A 16,438-nucleotide genomic window follows, 5' to 3' on the forward strand; every position below is an offset into this window, starting at 1 on the left:
CCCCTACGGGATGAGCACCCGGCTCGGCTCTCTTTCCCGGTCGGGCGCCGGGCGTTGACCGGGCACCGGGCTGCCGTGGGCGAACAGCGTCGGGCTGGCGGCGCGCCGCAGCACGGTCCGCGCGACCGAGCCCAGCAGGCCCGCGTGATGGGCGCCGCGTGGCCCGAGCACGGTGACCCGGGCCCGGCTCGAGGCGCGGACCAGGGTGGGGCCGGCGGCGCCGGTGAGCAGCTTCGTCGTGAAATCGGTGAGTTCGGGAACGGCGGCCACCGCGCGGGCCAGGACCTCGCGGCCGGCGTCCTCGCCGCCGGGCCGCTCGACCACGTGGGCCACCAGCACCGGCACGTTGCGGCGGGCGCCCTCGCCGGCCGCTGTGCGCAGGCCCAGCAGGGAGCACTCGGACCCGTCGACCGCGGCCAGGATCGGACCGGCCTGCGGGCGCGGCCCGCGCGCGACCAGCACCGGGCACCAGGCCCGGGCCACCGTCTGCACCAGCACTGAGCCGGAGGGCAGCCACGGCGTGGTGGCCAGGTCGTCGTCGCCCAGCACGAGCATCTCGGCGGTGCGGCCCAGGCGCAGCAGCACCCGGTCGGGCACGCCGTCGACGAGTTGTCCCGTCACCCGCACCCCGGGTGTGGAACGCTGGGCAGTGGCCACCGCCTCGTCCACGATCTGCGTCGCAGCCCCGCGGGCCCGGGCGTGTGACCAGGTGAAGACGTGCACGATTCGTAGCTCACGGTCACGCGAGACGGCTTCGCGGGCGGCGAGCCGCACCGCGGCGAGCCCCGCCGCCGTGCCGGTCACACCTACGACAACTGGAGACGGACTCGGATCGGGCATCGTTGGCACCTCCGCGTTCGACTACAACCATTATCTATACAAGTCCGCCACTCTTCGTGATCAATCCCTCAGCCGGGAGCCGCCTGATGACCCATTCAGGTTGAGGGTTTACGGTGAACTACACAATTTTTGAGACATCTGCCGGTGAAGTGAGGGAAATACATGACGGATGTCAAGCTCGACCACCCCGGCGGCCAGCTGTCGATGCCGGTGCGCGAAGCGGTCGAGGGCCCGGGCGGCATCGACGTCAGTGCCCTCCTCAAGGAGACCGGCTTCGTCACCCTGGACCAAGGCTTCGTCAACACCGCCTCCACGACGTCGACCATCACCTACATCGACGGTGACGCCGGAATCCTCCGCTACCGCGGATACCCGATCGAGCAGCTGGCCGAGAAGTCGTCGTTCCTCGAGGTCTCGTACCTGCTGATGCACGACGCCCTGCCGACGCAGCAGCAGCTGAAGGAGTTCGGCGACCGCATCCGGGTGCACACGCTCCTGCAGGAGGAGATGCGCACCTTCTTCTCCGGGTTCCCGCGCGACGCCCACCCCATGGCGGTGCTGTCCTCGGCCGTCACCGCGCTGTCGACCTTCTACCAGGACGCGCTCGACCCGCTCGACCCCGAGCAGGTGGAGATCTCCGGCATCCGTCTGATGGCGAAGCTTCCGACCATCGCGGCGTACGCCTACAAGAAGTCCATCGGGCACCCGCTGCCGTATCCGGACAACACGCTGGATTACGTCGACAACTTCCTGCGGATGACGTTCGGCCTGCCCACCGTGCAGTACGACATCGACCCCAAGATCGCCAAGATCCTGGACATGCTGTTCATCCTGCACGCCGACCACGAGCAGAACTGCTCGACCTCGACCGTACGGCTGGTCGGCTCGGCGCAGGCCAACCTGTTCGCGTCGGTCTCGGCCGGCATCAACGCGCTCTCCGGCCCGCTGCACGGCGGCGCCAACGCGGCGGTGCTCGACATGCTCGAGCAGATCCGCAAGGACGGCGGCGACGTCGCCTCGTTCGTCACGCGAGTGAAGAACAAGGAAAAGGGCGTCAAGCTCATGGGCTTCGGCCACCGGGTCTACAAGAACTACGACCCGCGGGCGGCCATCGTCAAGAAGGCCGCGCAGGACATGCTGGCCACGCTCGACAAGCCCGACCCGCTGCTCGAGCTCGCCTTCCAGCTCGAGGAGATCGCGCTCAACGACGACTACTTCGTCTCGCGCAAGCTGTATCCGAACGTGGACTTCTACACGGGCCTCATCTACAAGGCGATGGGTTTCCCGACCAAGATGTTCACGGTTCTCTTCGCGCTCGGCCGCCTGCCCGGCTGGATCGCGCAGTGGACCGAGATGATGAACGACCCGGCCAACAAGATCGGCCGGCCGCGGCAGCTCTACACGGGCGCCGCGGAGCGCGAGTTCGTCGCTATCGACAAGCGCTGACCGTACGGAATCTTGATGTGACGCCCCGCCGGATATCCGGCGGGGCGTTTTCGTAACATCGGGGCATGGAGACGTTGGAGTTTCAGGCCGAAGCCCGGCAGCTGCTGCAGTTGATGGTCCACTCGATCTACTCGAACAAGGACATCTTCCTCCGCGAGCTGATCTCGAACGCCTCGGACGCGCTGGACAAGCTGCGCCTGGCCACCCTGCAGGACGGGCTCGAGGCCGACGCCACCGACCTGCACATCGAGCTGGCCGCCGACAAGGAGGCGCGCACGCTGACGGTGCGCGACAACGGCATCGGCATGACCCGCGACGAGGTCGTCGAGCTGATCGGCACGATCGCCAAGTCGGGCACGGCCGAGCTGCTGGCCAAGCTGCGTGAGGCGAAGGAGAGCCCGGAGCTGATCGGGCAGTTCGGTGTCGGGTTCTACTCGACGTTCATGGTGGCCGAGAAGGTCGAGCTGGTGACGCGCAAGGCCGGCACCGAGGGGCACGGCACCCGCTGGGAGTCCGGCGGCGAGGGCACGTTCACGATCGACGACGCCCCGGACGCGCCGGTCGGCACGACCGTCACCGTCCACCTGCGTCCCTCCGACGAGGAGGACGCGCTCTACGACTACACCGACGACTGGAAGATCCGGGAGATCGTCAAGAAGTACTCGGACTTCATCGCGTTCCCCATCAAGATGGGCGACGACACGCTCAACTCGATGAAGGCGCTGTGGGCGCGGCCCCGGTCCGAGGTGTCCGACGAGGAATACCACGAGTTCTACAAGCACATCAGCCACGACTGGTCCGAGCCGCTCGAGATCATCAACATGAAGGCCGAGGGCACGTTCGAGTACGAGGCGCTGCTCTTCCTGCCGTCGCGGGCCCCGCACGACCTGTTCCAGCGCGACTCCCGGCACGGCCTGCAGCTCTACGTCAAGCGTGTCTTCATCATGGACGACAGCCGCGAGCTGATCCCCGACTACCTGCGCTTCGTCAAGGGCGTGGTCGACGCGGCCGACCTGTCGCTGAACATCTCGCGCGAGATCCTGCAGCAGGACAGGCACATCCAGATGATCCGCCGCCGGCTGGTCAAGAAGGTGCTGTCGACCATCAAGGACCTGCTCAACAACAACCCGGAGAAGTACGCGACGTTCTGGCGCGAGTTCGGCCGGGCGGTCAAGGAGGGTCTGCTCAACGACCAGGACAACCAGAAGGCGATCCTGGACGTGGCCACGTTCTCGTCCACGGCGGGCACCGAGCCGACCACCCTCGCCGCCTACATCGAGCGGATGAAGGAGGGCCAGGAGGAGATCTACTTCCTGACCGGTGACAGCCGCTCCCAGGTGGAGAACTCGCCCCACATGGAGGCCTTCCAGCAGCAGGGGTATGAAGTTCTCATCCTCACCGACCCGGTCGACGAGATCTGGGTCGAGGCCGTCCCCGACTACGACGGCAAGAAGCTGCAGTCCATCGCGCGCGGCTCGGTCGACCTGCCCAAGGACAAGGAGGAGCCGGAGCCCGAAGGCGACTTCGCGCCGCTGCTGACCTTCCTCAAGGACCAGCTGACCGAGCAGATCAAGGACGTCCGCCTCTCGCACCGCCTCATCAGCTCGCCCGCGTGCCTGGTCAGCGACACCGACGACATCACGCCCGCGCTCGAGAAGATGTATCGCGCGATGGGGCAGGAGGGCCCGCGGGTCAAGCGGATCCTCGAGCTCAACCCGGGCCACCCGCTGGTCAGCGGTCTGCGTACGGCGTTCGAGGAGCGGGCCGACGACCCGGCGCTGCCGGAGACGGCCGAGCTGCTCTACGGCACGGCCCTGCTGGCCGAGGGCGGCGACCTGGAGGACCCGGCGCGCTTCGCCAAACTGCTGGCCGAGCGCCTGGCCAAGACGGTCTAGAGCTCGTTCAACCAGCTGCGAGGGCCGGGGTGCCGCACGCGCACCCCGGCCACCCGGATCGCCTCGGTGATCGCGTCGCGCACGGGCTGGCCGGCGTGCAACGAGAACGCCAGGGCGCCGTGGAAGGCGTCGCCGGCGCCCGCGGTGTCGGCCGCCTCGACGGGCGGGACTTCGATCCGGTCGGTGCGGCCGCCGCGGGTCCAGAGCACCGGGCCCGGGCCGTGGGTGACGATCACGTCGGGGGCGGTGAGAGCCGCGGGGGATCGGAAGGCGGCCGAGCAGGCGACCACGTCGGCGTGCGGCAGGATGTCGGCGAAGACGGGCCGCCATGTCCCGGCGTCGACCACCAGCCGTCGCGCGGCCCGGGCGGCGGCCACGGCGAGCCCGGGATGATGCCCGTCGACGAGGGTCAGCTCCGCCTCGGGCAGACCTTCCTCCGGTACGGGGAACGACCGGTCACCGGCGTTGCGGCTGACGATCGTGCGCTCGCCCGTGCCGTCGGCCACGATCACGGTCGAGACCGGCGGCAACTCCTCCGAACCGTGGGCCGCGTCGACGAGCCGTACAGCATGGGCCTCCAGGTCTTTGCGGATGAGGTCGCCCAGCGGATGCGCGCCGATCGCCGTGACCAGGGTGACGGGCGCGCCCAGGGCAGCCGCCGTGATCGCGGCATTCAGGGCCGGCCCGCCCGCGGCGACCTCGGCCGACCGGGCCTGCGCCTTCTCGTCCACGCCGGGCACCCGCTCGACCCGATAGACGAGGTCGACGGTGGCCAGTCCGACGCAGAGGATCATTGCGCGACCGAGCGTACCGCCTCCCGGATCGCGGTCGCCCCGGCCACCGCGAGCGCCGCGGCGCCCCGGACCGTCGCCGCGACCAACTGGTGCTCGGGTGGCACGCGCTCGATGATGGCCTGCCACTGCGCGGGGGTCAGCGGGAACGGGTTGCTGCCGCCGGCCATGCGCAGGATGAGCGCGTCGCGGAAACGCTCGTCGTTCTTGAGCGTTTCGCGCGTGATCGGCCGGCTCGCGAACTCGCGCGTGAAGTGGACACCGATCACCGAGTCGTGCGGGGCGTCGACGATCGTGCCGACCGCGGCCACGCCCCCGCCGCGGCCGCTGTGCCACAGGGCTACGTCGTCGCCGGCCGTGATCAGCTCGCGGTAGCGGCGAACCGTCCAGTCGCCACTGCCGCACACGCCGCGGGCCGGATTGTGCTGGAGAAGCCAGTGCGCCATCTGATCAGTCTCGTCAGCCGGGGGCGGTCAGGTCGCCAGTTCGCGCACGAATACCCCGATGTTGCGGAAGACCTCGGCGATGCCGTCGCCGATGCCTTGCGCGATCTCCGAGGCCGGGCCGGGGTTCGTGCCGATGTAGAAGATGATGAGAACGAGCACGATCCAGCCGAGGGCTTTCTTCATCAGATCGGCTCCTTCCGCGACCGGGCGTGTGCCTACATGATCGTGGCACGTCGGCGCACGCGTTTCGCGCACCTTCACCCGCGCGGCGCGAACAACGCTTGCGCATTCGACCAGCAGACGGCATTCAGCCACTCATCGCCCAGGTCCAACCGGACCAGCGCATCGATCTGGTGCTCGTACGGATACGGAATGTTGGGGAAGTCGCTGCCCAGCAGCACCTTGCCGGCCAGCCCCAGATCGCGCAGCCGCGGTCTCAGATCGCGCGGGAACGGCGCCATCTGCTCGAAGAAGTCGGTGAAGGCCATCGTGGTGTCCAGCCGGACCTGCTCGTAACGCTCGGCCAGGTCGAGAAAACCCGCATATTCGGGCGCCCCGGCGTGCGCGATGATGACCGGCAGCCGCGGATGCCTGCGCAGCACGTCGCCGATCGGGCCGGGCCCGGTGAACCCGGCGGCCACCGGCCCCGACCCGGCGTGCACGACCACCGGCGCGCCCGCCTCGGCCAGCAGCCCCCACACCTCGTCGAGCTCGGGCAGCCGGGGGTCGAACCCGCCGACCTGCAGATGCACCTTCCAGATGCGCGCCCCACGATCAAGAGCCTCCTGCGCGTACGCCGTAGCGCCCGGCTCCGGGAAGAAGGTGGCACTGGGCAGGCAGCCCGGGGTGCGCGCGGCGAACGCGAGCGTCCAGTCGTTGAGGTCGGCCGCCATGTCCGGCCGATGCGCGTAGGCGAGCGCACTGAACATCCGGACGTTCAACTTCCTGAGCGTTTCCACGCGTTCCTGCTCGGTCCCGCGATACGTGATCGGCCAGGGCCGGCCGATCAGCGGGCCGGCCTGGTCGAAGTGGTCCCACACGCGGCGCTGCATGCGCGGAGGCAGGAAATGCGTGTGCACGTCGGCGAGGCGATCGATCACATCCCCTAGCCTACATCTTGACACCGGCTCTGAAATGACAGCTACTCTCAAATTATGGTTACTTCCACTTCGCGCTGGTACGCGCTGGCCGCCATGGCCCTCAGCACCCTCGCGGTCGGGCTCGACACGACAGTGCTCAGCGTCGCGCTGCCCACCCTGGCCCGCGATCTCGACGCCACCACCGGTGACCTGCAGTGGTTCACCACCGCCTACCTGCTCGTGCTGGCCGCGGCGCTGCTGCCGGCCGGGCTGCTGGGCGACCGCTTCGGCCGCAAACGCCTGCTCATCGGGGCCCTGGTGCTCTTCGGGGCGGCCTCCGTGGCCTGTGCGTACGCGCAGACGTCGGGCCAGCTGATCGCCGCGCGGGCCGTCCTGGGCCTGGGCGCGGCGGTGATCATTCCGCTGTCCGGGGCCGTGCTGACCACCCTGTTCGACAACCGTGAACGGGGCCGGGCCATGTCGATCTGGGTCACCGCGAGCGCGCTCGGCATCCCGCTCGGGCCGCTGCTGGGCGGCTGGCTGCTCGACAACTTCTGGTGGGGTTCGGTCTTCCTGATCAACGTGCCGGTGGTGATCGCCGGGGTGGTCGCGCTGGCCGTGTGGCTGCCCTCGTCGCGTGGCGACTCCACCCGGATCGACATCGCCGGCATGGTGCTGTCGACCGCCGGGCTGGTCGGCATCACGTACGGGATCATCGAAGCCGGCTCGCGGGGCTGGACCGACCCGCGCTCCCTGCTCACCGTCGCGGGCGGCATCGTGCTGCTCGTGGTGTTCGTGCTGTGGCAGCGGCGGGCGGCGTCGCCCCTGGTGGACCTGGCCCTGTTCGGCAACCGGGCCTTCACCGGCGGTGCGGTGCTGGCCACCGTGGCCAGCTTCGCGATGCTCGGGCTGCTGTTCTCACTGCCGCAGCTGTTCTCGGCCGTCGGCGGCCACGACGCGTTCGGGTCCGGGATCCGGCTGCTCCCCGTGATCGGCGGACTGATCGTGGGCGCCCGGGCCGGGGAGAAGCTGGCCACCGCGGTCGGCGCCCGGATGGTGATCGCCGGTGGGCTGCTGGCGATCGCGGTGGCGTCGGTGCTCGGGGCGCAGACGTCGGCTTCGACCGGGTACGGATACATCGCCGTGTGGATCACCCTGACCGGGCTCGGGCTCGGACTGACCATGCCGCCCGCCCTGAACGCGGCGATCGGGGCCCTCACACCGGCCCGGGCCGGGGTCGGCAACGCGCTGCTGCAGGCGTTGCGGCAGGTGGGCGGGGCCGTGGGGGTGGCCGTGCTGGGAACCGTGCTCAACTCGGCCTACCGCTCGCATGTGCCCGGTTCGGCCCCCGCCGCCGCGCGGGAAAGCGTCACCTCGGGCGTGGCGGTGGCCGCGCAGACCGGGGATACCGGGCTGGGGCGATCCGTTCGAGAGGCCTTCGCGTACGGGATGGACCGGTCCCTGCTCGTCGCGGGCGCGCTGGCCCTGGCCGGTGTGGTGCTCGCGCTCGTGCTGATGCCCGCGCGGCCCGCGGAGACGCAGCCGGAGGTTTTGGCAGAATCGCTGGTATGACCTCAGACGCTCGTGCCGCCGCTGCCCCTCCCGCGGCGGCCGGGCTGCGGGAACGCAAGAAAGCCAAGACACGCGCGACGATCCGCGACGTGGCGATGCGACTGTTCACGTCGCAGGGCTACGCGGCGACGACAGTCGAACAGATCGCCGAGGCAGCCGAAGTGTCCCCGAGCACGTTCTTCCGCTACTTCCCGACCAAAGAAGACGTGGTCGTGACCGACGACTACGACCCGCTGATCCTCGAGGCCATCCGGGCCCAGCCGCCCGAGGTGCCAGTCGTCGACGCGGTGCTGTCCGGGATGCGGCAGGTCTTCGAGCACCTCACCGAGGAGGAATGGGAAAGCGAACAGCGCCGGCAGGAGCTCTTCCGCACCGTGCCCGAGCTCCTGGCCCGCCAGCTGCAGGCCACCGTGGCGGCCGTCGACATGCTGACCGGGGTGATCGCCGAACGCCTGGAAGTGTCACCCACCGACTTCGGAGCCCGCGCGCTGGCCGGGGCGTTCGTAGGGGTGTCCCTGACGTTTCTGCCACCGGGGCGCCCGCAGCACTTCGACTCGCACGACTTCGACAACGTCCGTCAGGCCCTGATCGGGCTCCGGACCCACTTGGCGCCGCTGCAGCCCTGAACAACGCCCGGCCGCGCCCGCGCCGTCGCCGGCGGGCCTCGCGCTCGGCCGTCAGCACCCGACCGGTGACCACCGGGCTCGCCCACGGCGCCCTCATCGGCCTCGCGCATCGTGGCCACCAGCTCACCCGCGGCGTCCCGCCCACGCGGCCCCCAGGCGGGGGGCTCCTCCACCGGCAGGACAGCCTCGTCGGGATGACGCGCGGCCGCCCCCTCAGATGACCGCCCTGGCCGCCGCGATCAGCTCCGAAGTCAGCGCCAGCCGCCCGCTTACGGATCAGCAGGGCTGCGGCCAGGCCGAAAGCGCTCTGATGAGCCGGTCGCCGATCAAATCGAGCGGCGGGGACTCGCGACCGAGCTGCCGACCAGCAGGGCCAGCGGAGCGATGACCAGTACGGCCAGCGGAGTGACGACCAGTACGGCCGGCAAAGCGGCGATCAGCACGGCCGGCAAAGCGACGATCAGCACGGCCAGCAGTTCGGCGACGACCTGAGCCACCACGATCTGGACGCCGGGCAACCGCGGCGCCCGCGACTAGCCAACCGGCGAAGGTGGCGGCCGCCGTGCTGAATGGCTCGGTGCACGGAGAGGCGCAGTGAGGCGGCTTGCAGGATGGTGGCGACGGCGGCCTGATACGGGTGACCGAGGCCGGTGACGGGCGAATAGGCCGGCCATGGTGCCGGCAGTCAGGGCTCCGAGGGTCACGCGGGCCGCCGCTGGCGGAAGCGGGCCGCCGCTGGCGGAAGCGGGCCGTGCGGACGGGTGGGCGGGCTGCGCAGCGAAGGTGCGGCCAGGCTGCGCTCGATGATGGTGCGCTGCTCGAAGGCGGTCGGGGTGAGCCGAGGAACGGGCCGCGACGGGTCATCTGGTAGGCCAGCACGCGAAGCTCGGCGGCGGCTACCGGGTCGTGGCCGTGCAGGCCGCTCAGCTCGGTTCCGGCTGCGTGATCAGCACCTCTGCGACGTGGCGCTCGCCTTACGGGCCCGGCCCGGGCCGGCGTCATGCGTGATGGTGCGCGACGGGCCCGACCACGGGGCAGAGCGAGCGGCTTCAGACGCGCCCGGCTTCGGGTCGGGTGGGCGGTGGGGGGTGTGACTGGCTTCGGGTCGGGTGGGCGGTGGGGGGTGTGACTGGCTTCGGGTCGGGTGGGCGGTGGGGGGTGTGACTGGCTTCGGGTTCGGGTGGGCGGTGGGGGTGTGACCGGCTTCGGGTCGGGTGGGCGGTGGGGGACATGACCGGCTCCGGGTTCGGGCGGGCGGTTGAGGACGCGCCCAGCTCCGGGACGGGACGGACTTCGCGCGACGCACCGGAGTGCGGGACGGGTTGGGCTTCGCGGGTCGCGTACCGCTGGGGAGACGAGCGAGCGGCGGCGGAATCGCCTGGCTCCGGGACGAGATGAGGCCAAGGCGGTGAACGAGCCGGACGTCGCGATGCCGGTCCACTCGGTGTGGCCGGTGGCGACCGGACGATCAGCGGGGCGGCCCCCGCCGGCCTGCTGGCCAGGCGAACGCCGCGTCCGCAGGTCAGGCGGCACGGCGGGCGTAGATTGAAAATTACTCGGGTCGGGTAGTCGCGCACGTATGACGTCTGTCGCGGCTGAGGCCATCACCGACGCGGGGACCGGGCAGCTTGTGCTGGCCGCCGTGCTGGGCATCGTAGTTGTGGTCCTGTTGATCGCCTGGGCCAAATGGCATCCGTTCCTGGCCCTGATTCTGGGGTCGGCCACGCTCGGCATCGTCGCGGGGGCGTCGCCGGGCGCCACGATCGACTCGTTCACGGCGGGGCTCGGCAGCACCGTGGGCAACGTCGGGCTGCTGATCGCGCTGGGGTCGATGATCGGGGCGTTGCTGGCCGAGTCGGGCGGGGCCGACGGCATCGTGAACCGGATCGTCACCCGGGTGACCGGGTCGGCGCTGCCGTGGGCGATGGCCGGGGTGGCGGCGCTGATCGGGCTGCCGTTGTTCTTCGAGGTCGGCGTGGTGCTGCTCGTGCCGATCGTGCTGCTGGTGGCCCGGCGTACGGACATCGGGTTGCTGCGGATCGGCATCCCGGCGCTGGCGGGGCTCTCGGTGTTGCACGGTCTGGTGCCGCCGCACCCGGGGCCGCTGGTCGCGATCGCCAACCTCAACGCCGATCTCGGGCTGACTCTGATGTTCGGCCTGATCTGCGCGATCCCGACCGTGATCGTCGCGGGTCCGGTCTTCGGCAATTGGATCGCCAAGCGGGTGCCCCTGCAGGTGCCCGCCCTGAACCTGGCGGGCGGCGAGCAGACGAGCGGCGACCGGGCGGGCAGCGACCGGGCAGGCGACCGGGCTGGGAACCGGGCAGGCGGCCCGGCAGGCGACCGGGCAGGCGACCGGCTGAGCGGCGACAGGACACCCGCCGGTGGGCAGGATTTCGTCGACCGGGACGACGTCGCCAACCCTGGCGGCCGCCCCGACGCCCTGGTCGACGAGCAACTGCCGGCGACGCGGCGCAACCCGGGTTTCTGGCCCGCGGTCCTCACGGTGATGGTGCCGATCGTGCTCATGCTGGCCCGCGCCGTCGGTGAGCTGACGCTGGCCGAGGGCAACAGCGTCCGCGGCGCCCTCGAGGTGATCGGCGAGCCGGTCGTCGCGCTGCTGGCCGGGCTGTTGCTGGCCATGTGGAGTCTGGGCAAGCGGGCCGGGTTCGACCGTCAGCAGACCTCGGCCGTCATCGGCGGGTCGCTGCCCCCGATCGCCGGCATCCTGCTGATCGTGGCCGCGGGCGGCGGCTTCAAACAGGTGCTGGTCGACGCGGGCGTGGGCAACGTGGTGGCCGACGCGGCCCGGGACGCCAACATCAACGCGCTGGTGCTCGGCTTCCTGGTGTCGGTGGGCATCCGCCTCGCCACCGGGTCGGCCACGGTCGCCACGATCACCGCCGCCGGCATCGTGTCACCGCTGGCGGCCACGCTCGACCGGCCGACCGTGGCGCTGCTCGCCCTGGCCATCGGCGCCGGTTCGCTGTTCTTCTCGCACGTCAACGACGCCGGTTTCTGGCTGGTCAAGGAGTATTTCGGGATGACCGTGGGCCAGACCATCAAGACCTGGTCGGTGATGGAGACGATCATCTCGGTGGTCGGGTTCGCCTGCGTGATGCTGCTCAGCCTGGTGGTCTAGCCGGCTCCTGGTCGCAGTGGCCGTCGAGTTTCTGGCCGACCGTCGGGAAGTCGCCGTTCACGTAGGCCACGGGGTCGGGGCGGGCGGCCCCGGCGGCGAGCTCGTCGCTGATTTTCTGCAGGGCGTCGAGCAGGCCGACGTCGCTCACCGCAGCCCGTTCGGCGGCGACCTGGGATGCCATGTCGGCCAGGGTTCGTTGCACGCCGGTGGTGACCTCGTCGCCGGAACCGGTGGCCAGGGTGGCCAGGCGGGAAGCACCGTCGTGGAGGATCTTGTCGGTGGCCGCGCAGACGTATTCCGGCACGCCCGCCGATGCCGTCGGGACCGGCGCGTTGCTGATCGGCACGGGGTGTGAACCGGGTGTGGCATCGACCTGGCAGCCGGCGAGGAGGCCGGCCAGCACGAGCGGCACTGTGGTGAGTCGACGGTGACACATCCCCGACATTTTAGTAGCAATCGATGGACTCACCACCGGTGGAAAGCGCGCAACCCCGTGCCGGGAGCGTAGTTAACGAGCTATGTGCCCAACATCCGAAAAACTAGCCTGACCGTTGCCGTGGCCGGGCTCATGATCACGGCTGGCGGTGTCGCGGTCGCCGAGGTGGTCACGTCGCAGCCGGTGAGGTCCCCGTCGTTCAACGGGCCGGTGTACGCGGTGGCCTACCGCGGCTCCACGGTCTACGTCGGCGGCAACTTCACCAGCGCGATCGTCGGCGGCAAATCAGTGGCGCGCACCCGGCTGGCCGCGCTCGACGCCCGTACGGGAAATCTCCTCGACTGGCAGCCGTCGGCCGACGCCAATGTGCGCGCCCTGGCCGTCGCGGGCGATGTCGTCTACGCGGCCGGCGACTTCGACACCGTCAACGGCACCGCGCGTGACGCGGTGGCCGGGATCGGCGCGACGAACGGGCAGCTGACGCCGATGCGGCACACGGTGGTGGGTCAGCCCAACGCGCTCGCGACCGGCCACGGGAGGCTCTACCTGGGTGGCCGGATCACGTCCGTGAACGGGGTTCCGCGCGGCAACCTGGCGGCGTTCACGCTGGCCACGGGTGCGCTCGACCCGTGGGCCCCGACGACCGACGACGTGGTCAACGCCGTCGCCGTCACACCTCAGCGGGTGTACGTGGGCGGGCGTTTCCACAAGACGAACGGCAAGAGTTCGACGCTGCGACTGTCCGCCGTGGACCCGGCGACCGGAGCGCTCGACACGGCGTTCGGGCCGAAGCCGGTCTCGCAGGTCTTCGCGGTCGCGGCCGACCCGGCGGGCGTCTACGTGGCGCTCGGCGGGCAGGGCGGGCGCGCGGTGGCGTACACGCCGGCCGGGGTGACCCGCTGGACGCGTGTTTTCGACGGCGACGCGCAGGCGGTGGCCGTGCTCGACGGGACGACGTACGTGGGAGGGCATTTCGACAAGGCCTGCACCACCACGAACAACGGCGTCAAGGGCGTCTGCACCGACGGTTCGGTGCCGCGCGGAAAACTGGCCGCCGTCGACGCCCAGGGCAACCTGCTGGAGTGGGCGCCGCAGGCCAACGGCGTGGTCGGCACCCGGCAGATCGCGACCAGCCCGCAGCTCGGCTCGATCAGCGCGGTCGGCGACTTCACCACGGTCAGCGCGATCTCCCGCAAGCGTTACGTGGCCTTCGCCGGTGTGACGCCGAGGGTGGAGAAGGCGTCCGCGGACGGCCCCGTGGCCTCGTACAACTTCGATTCGACGAGCGCCGACGGCACGTTCGACGACGGGTCGGGCCACGGTCACCTGCTGCGCGCGGTCACCCGTGACGGCGGCCGGGTCGCGATGGAGCCGCACGGCGCGGGTCAAGCTCTGACGTTCCCGCCGCGCTGCGCCGGCGACACCTGTCCCAAGCTGGTGCTGCAGGCCACAACGACCCCGGATCTCAACCCGCAGGCCAGACCCTTCCGGTACGGGGCCGGGGTGCGCCTCGCCTCGCCGCCGGCCGGCGCGCGGGGCCCGGACGGGCAGAACATCCTGCAGAAGGGCTACGCGAGCGAAGGCGGCCAGTACAAGCTGCAGGTGGACGGCGTCTCGGGCAAGCCCAGCTGCGCGGTGACCGACCGGAGCGGCGGGACGACGTACGTGGTCCGCAGCCGGAACTCGATCGCCGACGACAAGTGGCACGCCCTGGAGTGCCGCCGCGCCGGCCCCGCATTGACGATCGTGGTCGACGAGCAGGTGCGGGCGACCACCGCGATCCCGGAGTCGCTCACAGTGGACAGTGCCCATCCGTTCAGCCTCGGCGGCAAGGGTGCGGGCCAGGACAACGACCAGTTCCACGGTGCCCTCGACGACGTCTGGATCACCATCGGCTGAGTCCTCACAGGACGGGCCGCCGACGCTGGTCGGCGGCCCTTTCTGCTTTCGGGCGGTCACCCAGTGTTCATGATCGAAGTGGAGAGTTGGCTTTCCCACATGCCACAATCTGGGCCTAATTGAGTGATGACCTCCCGTACGGGTACTGGTAGCGTTGCCCGCCGTCGTCTACGCAGCGTGAGGAGCTGACGAATGGCCAGCTGGATCTTGGTGCCCTGCCTGGTGAAGCTGCGCTCCGAGTTCAACGCGATCGCGCCGAACCGCGACAAGTCGAGCGACGGCTCCGTCGGCGACACGGCACACCAGTCGGGCCAGTCGGATCACAACCCGGACGAGACCGGCAACGTGCCGATCCGCGACGCCGACCGGACCAACGAGGTGCACGCGATCGACGTCGACGTGGATCTGCGGACGCCCGGCCTGAGCATGGAGAAGGTGGTGCAGTTCCTGCTCACCCGCTGCCGGTCCGGGGCCGAGACCCGCCTGCGCTACATCATCTACAACCGGCGGATCTGGTCGGCCGCCAACGGGTGGCGTCAGCAGGCCTACTCCGGGGCCAACCCGCACGATCACCACGCGCACTTCTCATCCTCGTACGAGACGAACCGCGAAGCCTCAGTGGCTTCCTGGCATTTGGAGGACGTTCCCGTGGCACTCACCGCCGACGACAAGAAGTGGATCTCCGCTGAGATCGCCAAGCAGGTGAAGGCGCAGATCGACGACATCTGGGCCTTCAACGTCGGCAAGGCCACCAAGACGCCGACGCAGCGGGCCGACGGCGCGATCGTGACCACCAACCTGCGCACCGGCACGATCGCCAACGACCAGATGCCCAAGCTGTTCGACGCGATCGAGCAGCTCACCTCCGAGGTGGCCCAGCTCAAGGCCCAGGTGACCGCGCGACCTTAAGGGACCGCGACGGCGCCGTCGTTCGGGTCGCCTTCGCCCTCGCCATCGCCGGCCGGCGCCGACGTGACCTCGCCGTCCGGTGGCGGCGGTTCCTCCTCCTCCGGCGGGGCCGAGGTGATCGGCGGCGACGTGGTGGTGCCGGGTTCGGCAGTGTCGGGCGGCGTGGTGGCCGGAGTGCCCTGCGGCGGCGCGGGCTTGGTCGTCGGCCGCTGCGGATTGTCGCGAGTCCGCGTGCCGGCCGGCTTCACGGGCGCGTCACCCGAGCCCACCGTCCCCCGCGCCGACTGCGACGGCGAGACCACACCCGGCGTGCCGTCGTCACCGCCCCGGTCGGGCAGCCACACCGCGAGTGCCGCGATCGCCGCGACCAGCACCAGCGCCCCCGCCCCGGCCAGCACCAGCGTGGCGCGTCTCGGTCCCTCACCCCGTACGGGCTCGGAAAGGGTCTTGGGGGCCGCGGCCGCGGCATAGCGGGGCGCCGCCAGGATCGCGGTCGTGTCGGCACCGCCACCGGACAGCGCCCGGTCGGCCGCCGCGGCCATCGCCGCCCCGCTGGCGAAACGATCCTCCGGCCGCTTGGCCATCGCCCGCACGACCAGGGCGCGCACCGCCGGTGGCACGTCCTCGGGCAGGTCGGGCGGCGGCTCGCTCAGGTGCTGCATGGCGATGGCGATCGGGTTGTCGCCGGTGAACGGCGGATGCCCGGCCAGGCAGTGATAGGCCACCACACCCAGCGCGTACAGGTCGGCGGGCGGCCCGGTGGTCTCCTTCGAAACCTGCTCGGGCGCGATGTACATGGCCGTGCCGACCACCTCGCGGGCCCCGGTCAGCGTCGACGAGCCGGCCGAGCGGGCCACCCCGAAGTCGACCAGCACGACGGTGCCGTCCGGCTTGATGATCAGATTGCTCGGCTTCACGTCGCGGTGCACGATGCCGGCCTCGTGCGCGGCCTCGAGGGCCCGCGCCGCCTGGGCCACCACCGACATGGTCTCGGCCGCGGTCAGCCGGCCCTTCTCGGCGATCCGCTCGTTCAGCGGCTGACCGTCGATGCGGGCCATCACGATGTACGCGTCGGCCCCGCCCGCGGTCTCGCCGAAGTCGTAGACGTCGGCCACCCCGGGGTGGTGCAGCGCGGCCATCGACCGGGCCTCGTGCCGGAAACGCTCCTGGAAGCCGGGGTCGCCGGCCCGGTCGGCGTGCAGCGTCTTGACCGCCACGTCGCGCCCGAGCACGGTGTCGGTGGCCCGCCAGACCTCACCCATGCCGCCGGCCGCGATCCGGTCGTCCAGCCGGTAGCGGTCACCGAGAATCTCACCTGGGGATGGCATGGACCTCCTCTACCCGTACGCCGCCGAGA

The 16,438-nt window shown here is 70.6% G+C and carries 15 protein-coding genes; 7 read left to right on the forward strand and 8 right to left on the reverse strand.

Annotation, left to right across the window (positions count from 1 at the left end; genetic code table 11):
• Nucleotides 1-3: 3 nt before the first annotated feature.
• Nucleotides 4-840, reverse strand: coding sequence for a universal stress protein (locus BKA14_RS02340; protein WP_184949286.1), 837 nt, complete (start codon nucleotides 838-840; stop codon nucleotides 4-6).
• A gap of 162 nt (nucleotides 841-1,002) precedes the next feature.
• On the opposite strand from BKA14_RS02340, the gene BKA14_RS02345 reads away from it, so the two are divergent.
• Both BKA14_RS02345 and htpG read left to right on the forward strand, forming a co-directional pair.
• Nucleotides 1,003-2,286, forward strand: coding sequence for a citrate synthase (locus tag BKA14_RS02345; RefSeq protein ID WP_184949287.1), 1,284 nt, complete (start codon nucleotides 1,003-1,005; stop codon nucleotides 2,284-2,286).
• 65 nt (nucleotides 2,287-2,351) lie between these two features.
• Nucleotides 2,352-4,181, forward strand: a complete 1,830-nt coding sequence (gene htpG / locus BKA14_RS02350; RefSeq protein WP_184949288.1) for a molecular chaperone HtpG — start codon at nucleotides 2,352-2,354, stop codon at nucleotides 4,179-4,181.
• On the opposite strand, the gene BKA14_RS02355 is transcribed toward htpG, so the two are convergent.
• The 4 genes from BKA14_RS02355 to BKA14_RS02370 all read right to left on the reverse strand — a co-directional run bounded on the left by BKA14_RS02355 (nucleotide 4,178) and on the right by BKA14_RS02370 (nucleotide 6,518).
• On the reverse strand, nucleotides 4,178-4,975 hold the full coding sequence (locus tag BKA14_RS02355) for a PfkB family carbohydrate kinase (protein ID WP_184949289.1): 798 nt from the start codon (nucleotides 4,973-4,975) through the stop codon (nucleotides 4,178-4,180). The two genes, htpG and BKA14_RS02355, sit on opposite strands and share 4 nt — an antisense overlap.
• A complete protein-coding gene (locus BKA14_RS02360; protein WP_184949290.1) occupies nucleotides 4,972-5,418 on the reverse strand; it encodes an EVE domain-containing protein in 447 nt (148 codons plus the stop codon). Before BKA14_RS02360 ends, BKA14_RS02355 begins: the two co-directional genes overlap by 4 nt.
• Nucleotides 5,419-5,445: 27 nt before the next feature.
• Nucleotides 5,446-5,601 (reverse strand): hypothetical protein, encoded by a 156-nt coding sequence (locus BKA14_RS02365; RefSeq protein ID WP_184949291.1) that lies wholly within the window; start codon nucleotides 5,599-5,601, stop codon nucleotides 5,446-5,448.
• A 74-nt stretch (nucleotides 5,602-5,675) separates the two neighbouring features.
• Complete coding sequence (locus BKA14_RS02370) at nucleotides 5,676-6,518, reverse strand: amidohydrolase family protein (RefSeq protein ID WP_239092915.1); 843 nt, start codon at nucleotides 6,516-6,518, stop codon at nucleotides 5,676-5,678.
• A 54-nt stretch (nucleotides 6,519-6,572) separates the two neighbouring features.
• Between BKA14_RS02370 and BKA14_RS02375 the strand changes: the two genes are divergently transcribed.
• Both BKA14_RS02375 and BKA14_RS02380 read left to right on the forward strand, forming a co-directional pair.
• Nucleotides 6,573-8,069: a DHA2 family efflux MFS transporter permease subunit gene (locus BKA14_RS02375; protein WP_184949292.1), complete on the forward strand. Its 1,497-nt coding sequence runs from the start codon at nucleotides 6,573-6,575 to the stop codon at nucleotides 8,067-8,069.
• Nucleotides 8,066-8,695 (forward strand): TetR family transcriptional regulator, encoded by a 630-nt coding sequence (locus BKA14_RS02380; RefSeq protein WP_184949293.1) that lies wholly within the window; start codon nucleotides 8,066-8,068, stop codon nucleotides 8,693-8,695. The genes BKA14_RS02375 and BKA14_RS02380 overlap by 4 nt, the downstream gene beginning before the upstream one ends.
• 326 nt (nucleotides 8,696-9,021) lie before the next feature.
• Here the strand turns inward: BKA14_RS02380 and BKA14_RS02385 are convergent, their stop codons facing one another.
• Nucleotides 9,022-9,195 carry a hypothetical protein gene (locus tag BKA14_RS02385; RefSeq protein ID WP_184949294.1) on the reverse strand — a complete coding sequence of 58 codons (174 nt, stop codon included), beginning with the start codon at nucleotides 9,193-9,195 and terminating at the stop codon, nucleotides 9,022-9,024.
• 1,079 nt (nucleotides 9,196-10,274) lie between these two features.
• Here BKA14_RS02385 and BKA14_RS02390 point away from each other — a divergent pair.
• Entirely contained in the window at nucleotides 10,275-11,837 is a 1,563-nt protein-coding gene (locus BKA14_RS02390; protein ID WP_184949295.1) for a GntT/GntP/DsdX family permease, read from the forward strand.
• On the opposite strand, the gene BKA14_RS02395 is transcribed toward BKA14_RS02390, so the two are convergent.
• The gene (locus tag BKA14_RS02395; RefSeq protein WP_184949296.1) at nucleotides 11,821-12,273 is read right to left on the reverse strand and encodes a hypothetical protein; all 453 of its coding nucleotides are present in this window, start codon (nucleotides 12,271-12,273) and stop codon (nucleotides 11,821-11,823) included. The genes BKA14_RS02390 and BKA14_RS02395 overlap by 17 nt on opposite strands.
• A 132-nt stretch (nucleotides 12,274-12,405) precedes the next feature.
• Between BKA14_RS02395 and BKA14_RS02400 the strand changes: the two genes are divergently transcribed.
• Together BKA14_RS02400 and BKA14_RS02405 are read left to right on the forward strand one after the other, a co-directional pair.
• Nucleotides 12,406-14,172 (forward strand): LamG-like jellyroll fold domain-containing protein, encoded by a 1,767-nt coding sequence (locus tag BKA14_RS02400; RefSeq protein ID WP_184949297.1) that lies wholly within the window; start codon nucleotides 12,406-12,408, stop codon nucleotides 14,170-14,172.
• Between the two features lie 192 nt (nucleotides 14,173-14,364).
• A complete protein-coding gene (locus tag BKA14_RS02405) occupies nucleotides 14,365-15,081 on the forward strand; it encodes a hypothetical protein (protein ID WP_184949298.1) in 717 nt (238 codons plus the stop codon).
• Here the strand turns inward: BKA14_RS02405 and BKA14_RS02410 are convergent.
• On the reverse strand, nucleotides 15,078-16,409 hold the full coding sequence (locus tag BKA14_RS02410) for a serine/threonine-protein kinase (protein WP_184949299.1): 1,332 nt from the start codon (nucleotides 16,407-16,409) through the stop codon (nucleotides 15,078-15,080). The two genes, BKA14_RS02405 and BKA14_RS02410, sit on opposite strands and share 4 nt — an antisense overlap.
• Between the last annotated feature and the right edge of the window lie 29 nt (nucleotides 16,410-16,438).

Origin of the sequence: Paractinoplanes abujensis (genome assembly GCF_014204895.1) — a bacterium.
Lineage (GTDB): Bacteria > Actinomycetota > Actinomycetes > Mycobacteriales > Micromonosporaceae > Actinoplanes > Actinoplanes abujensis.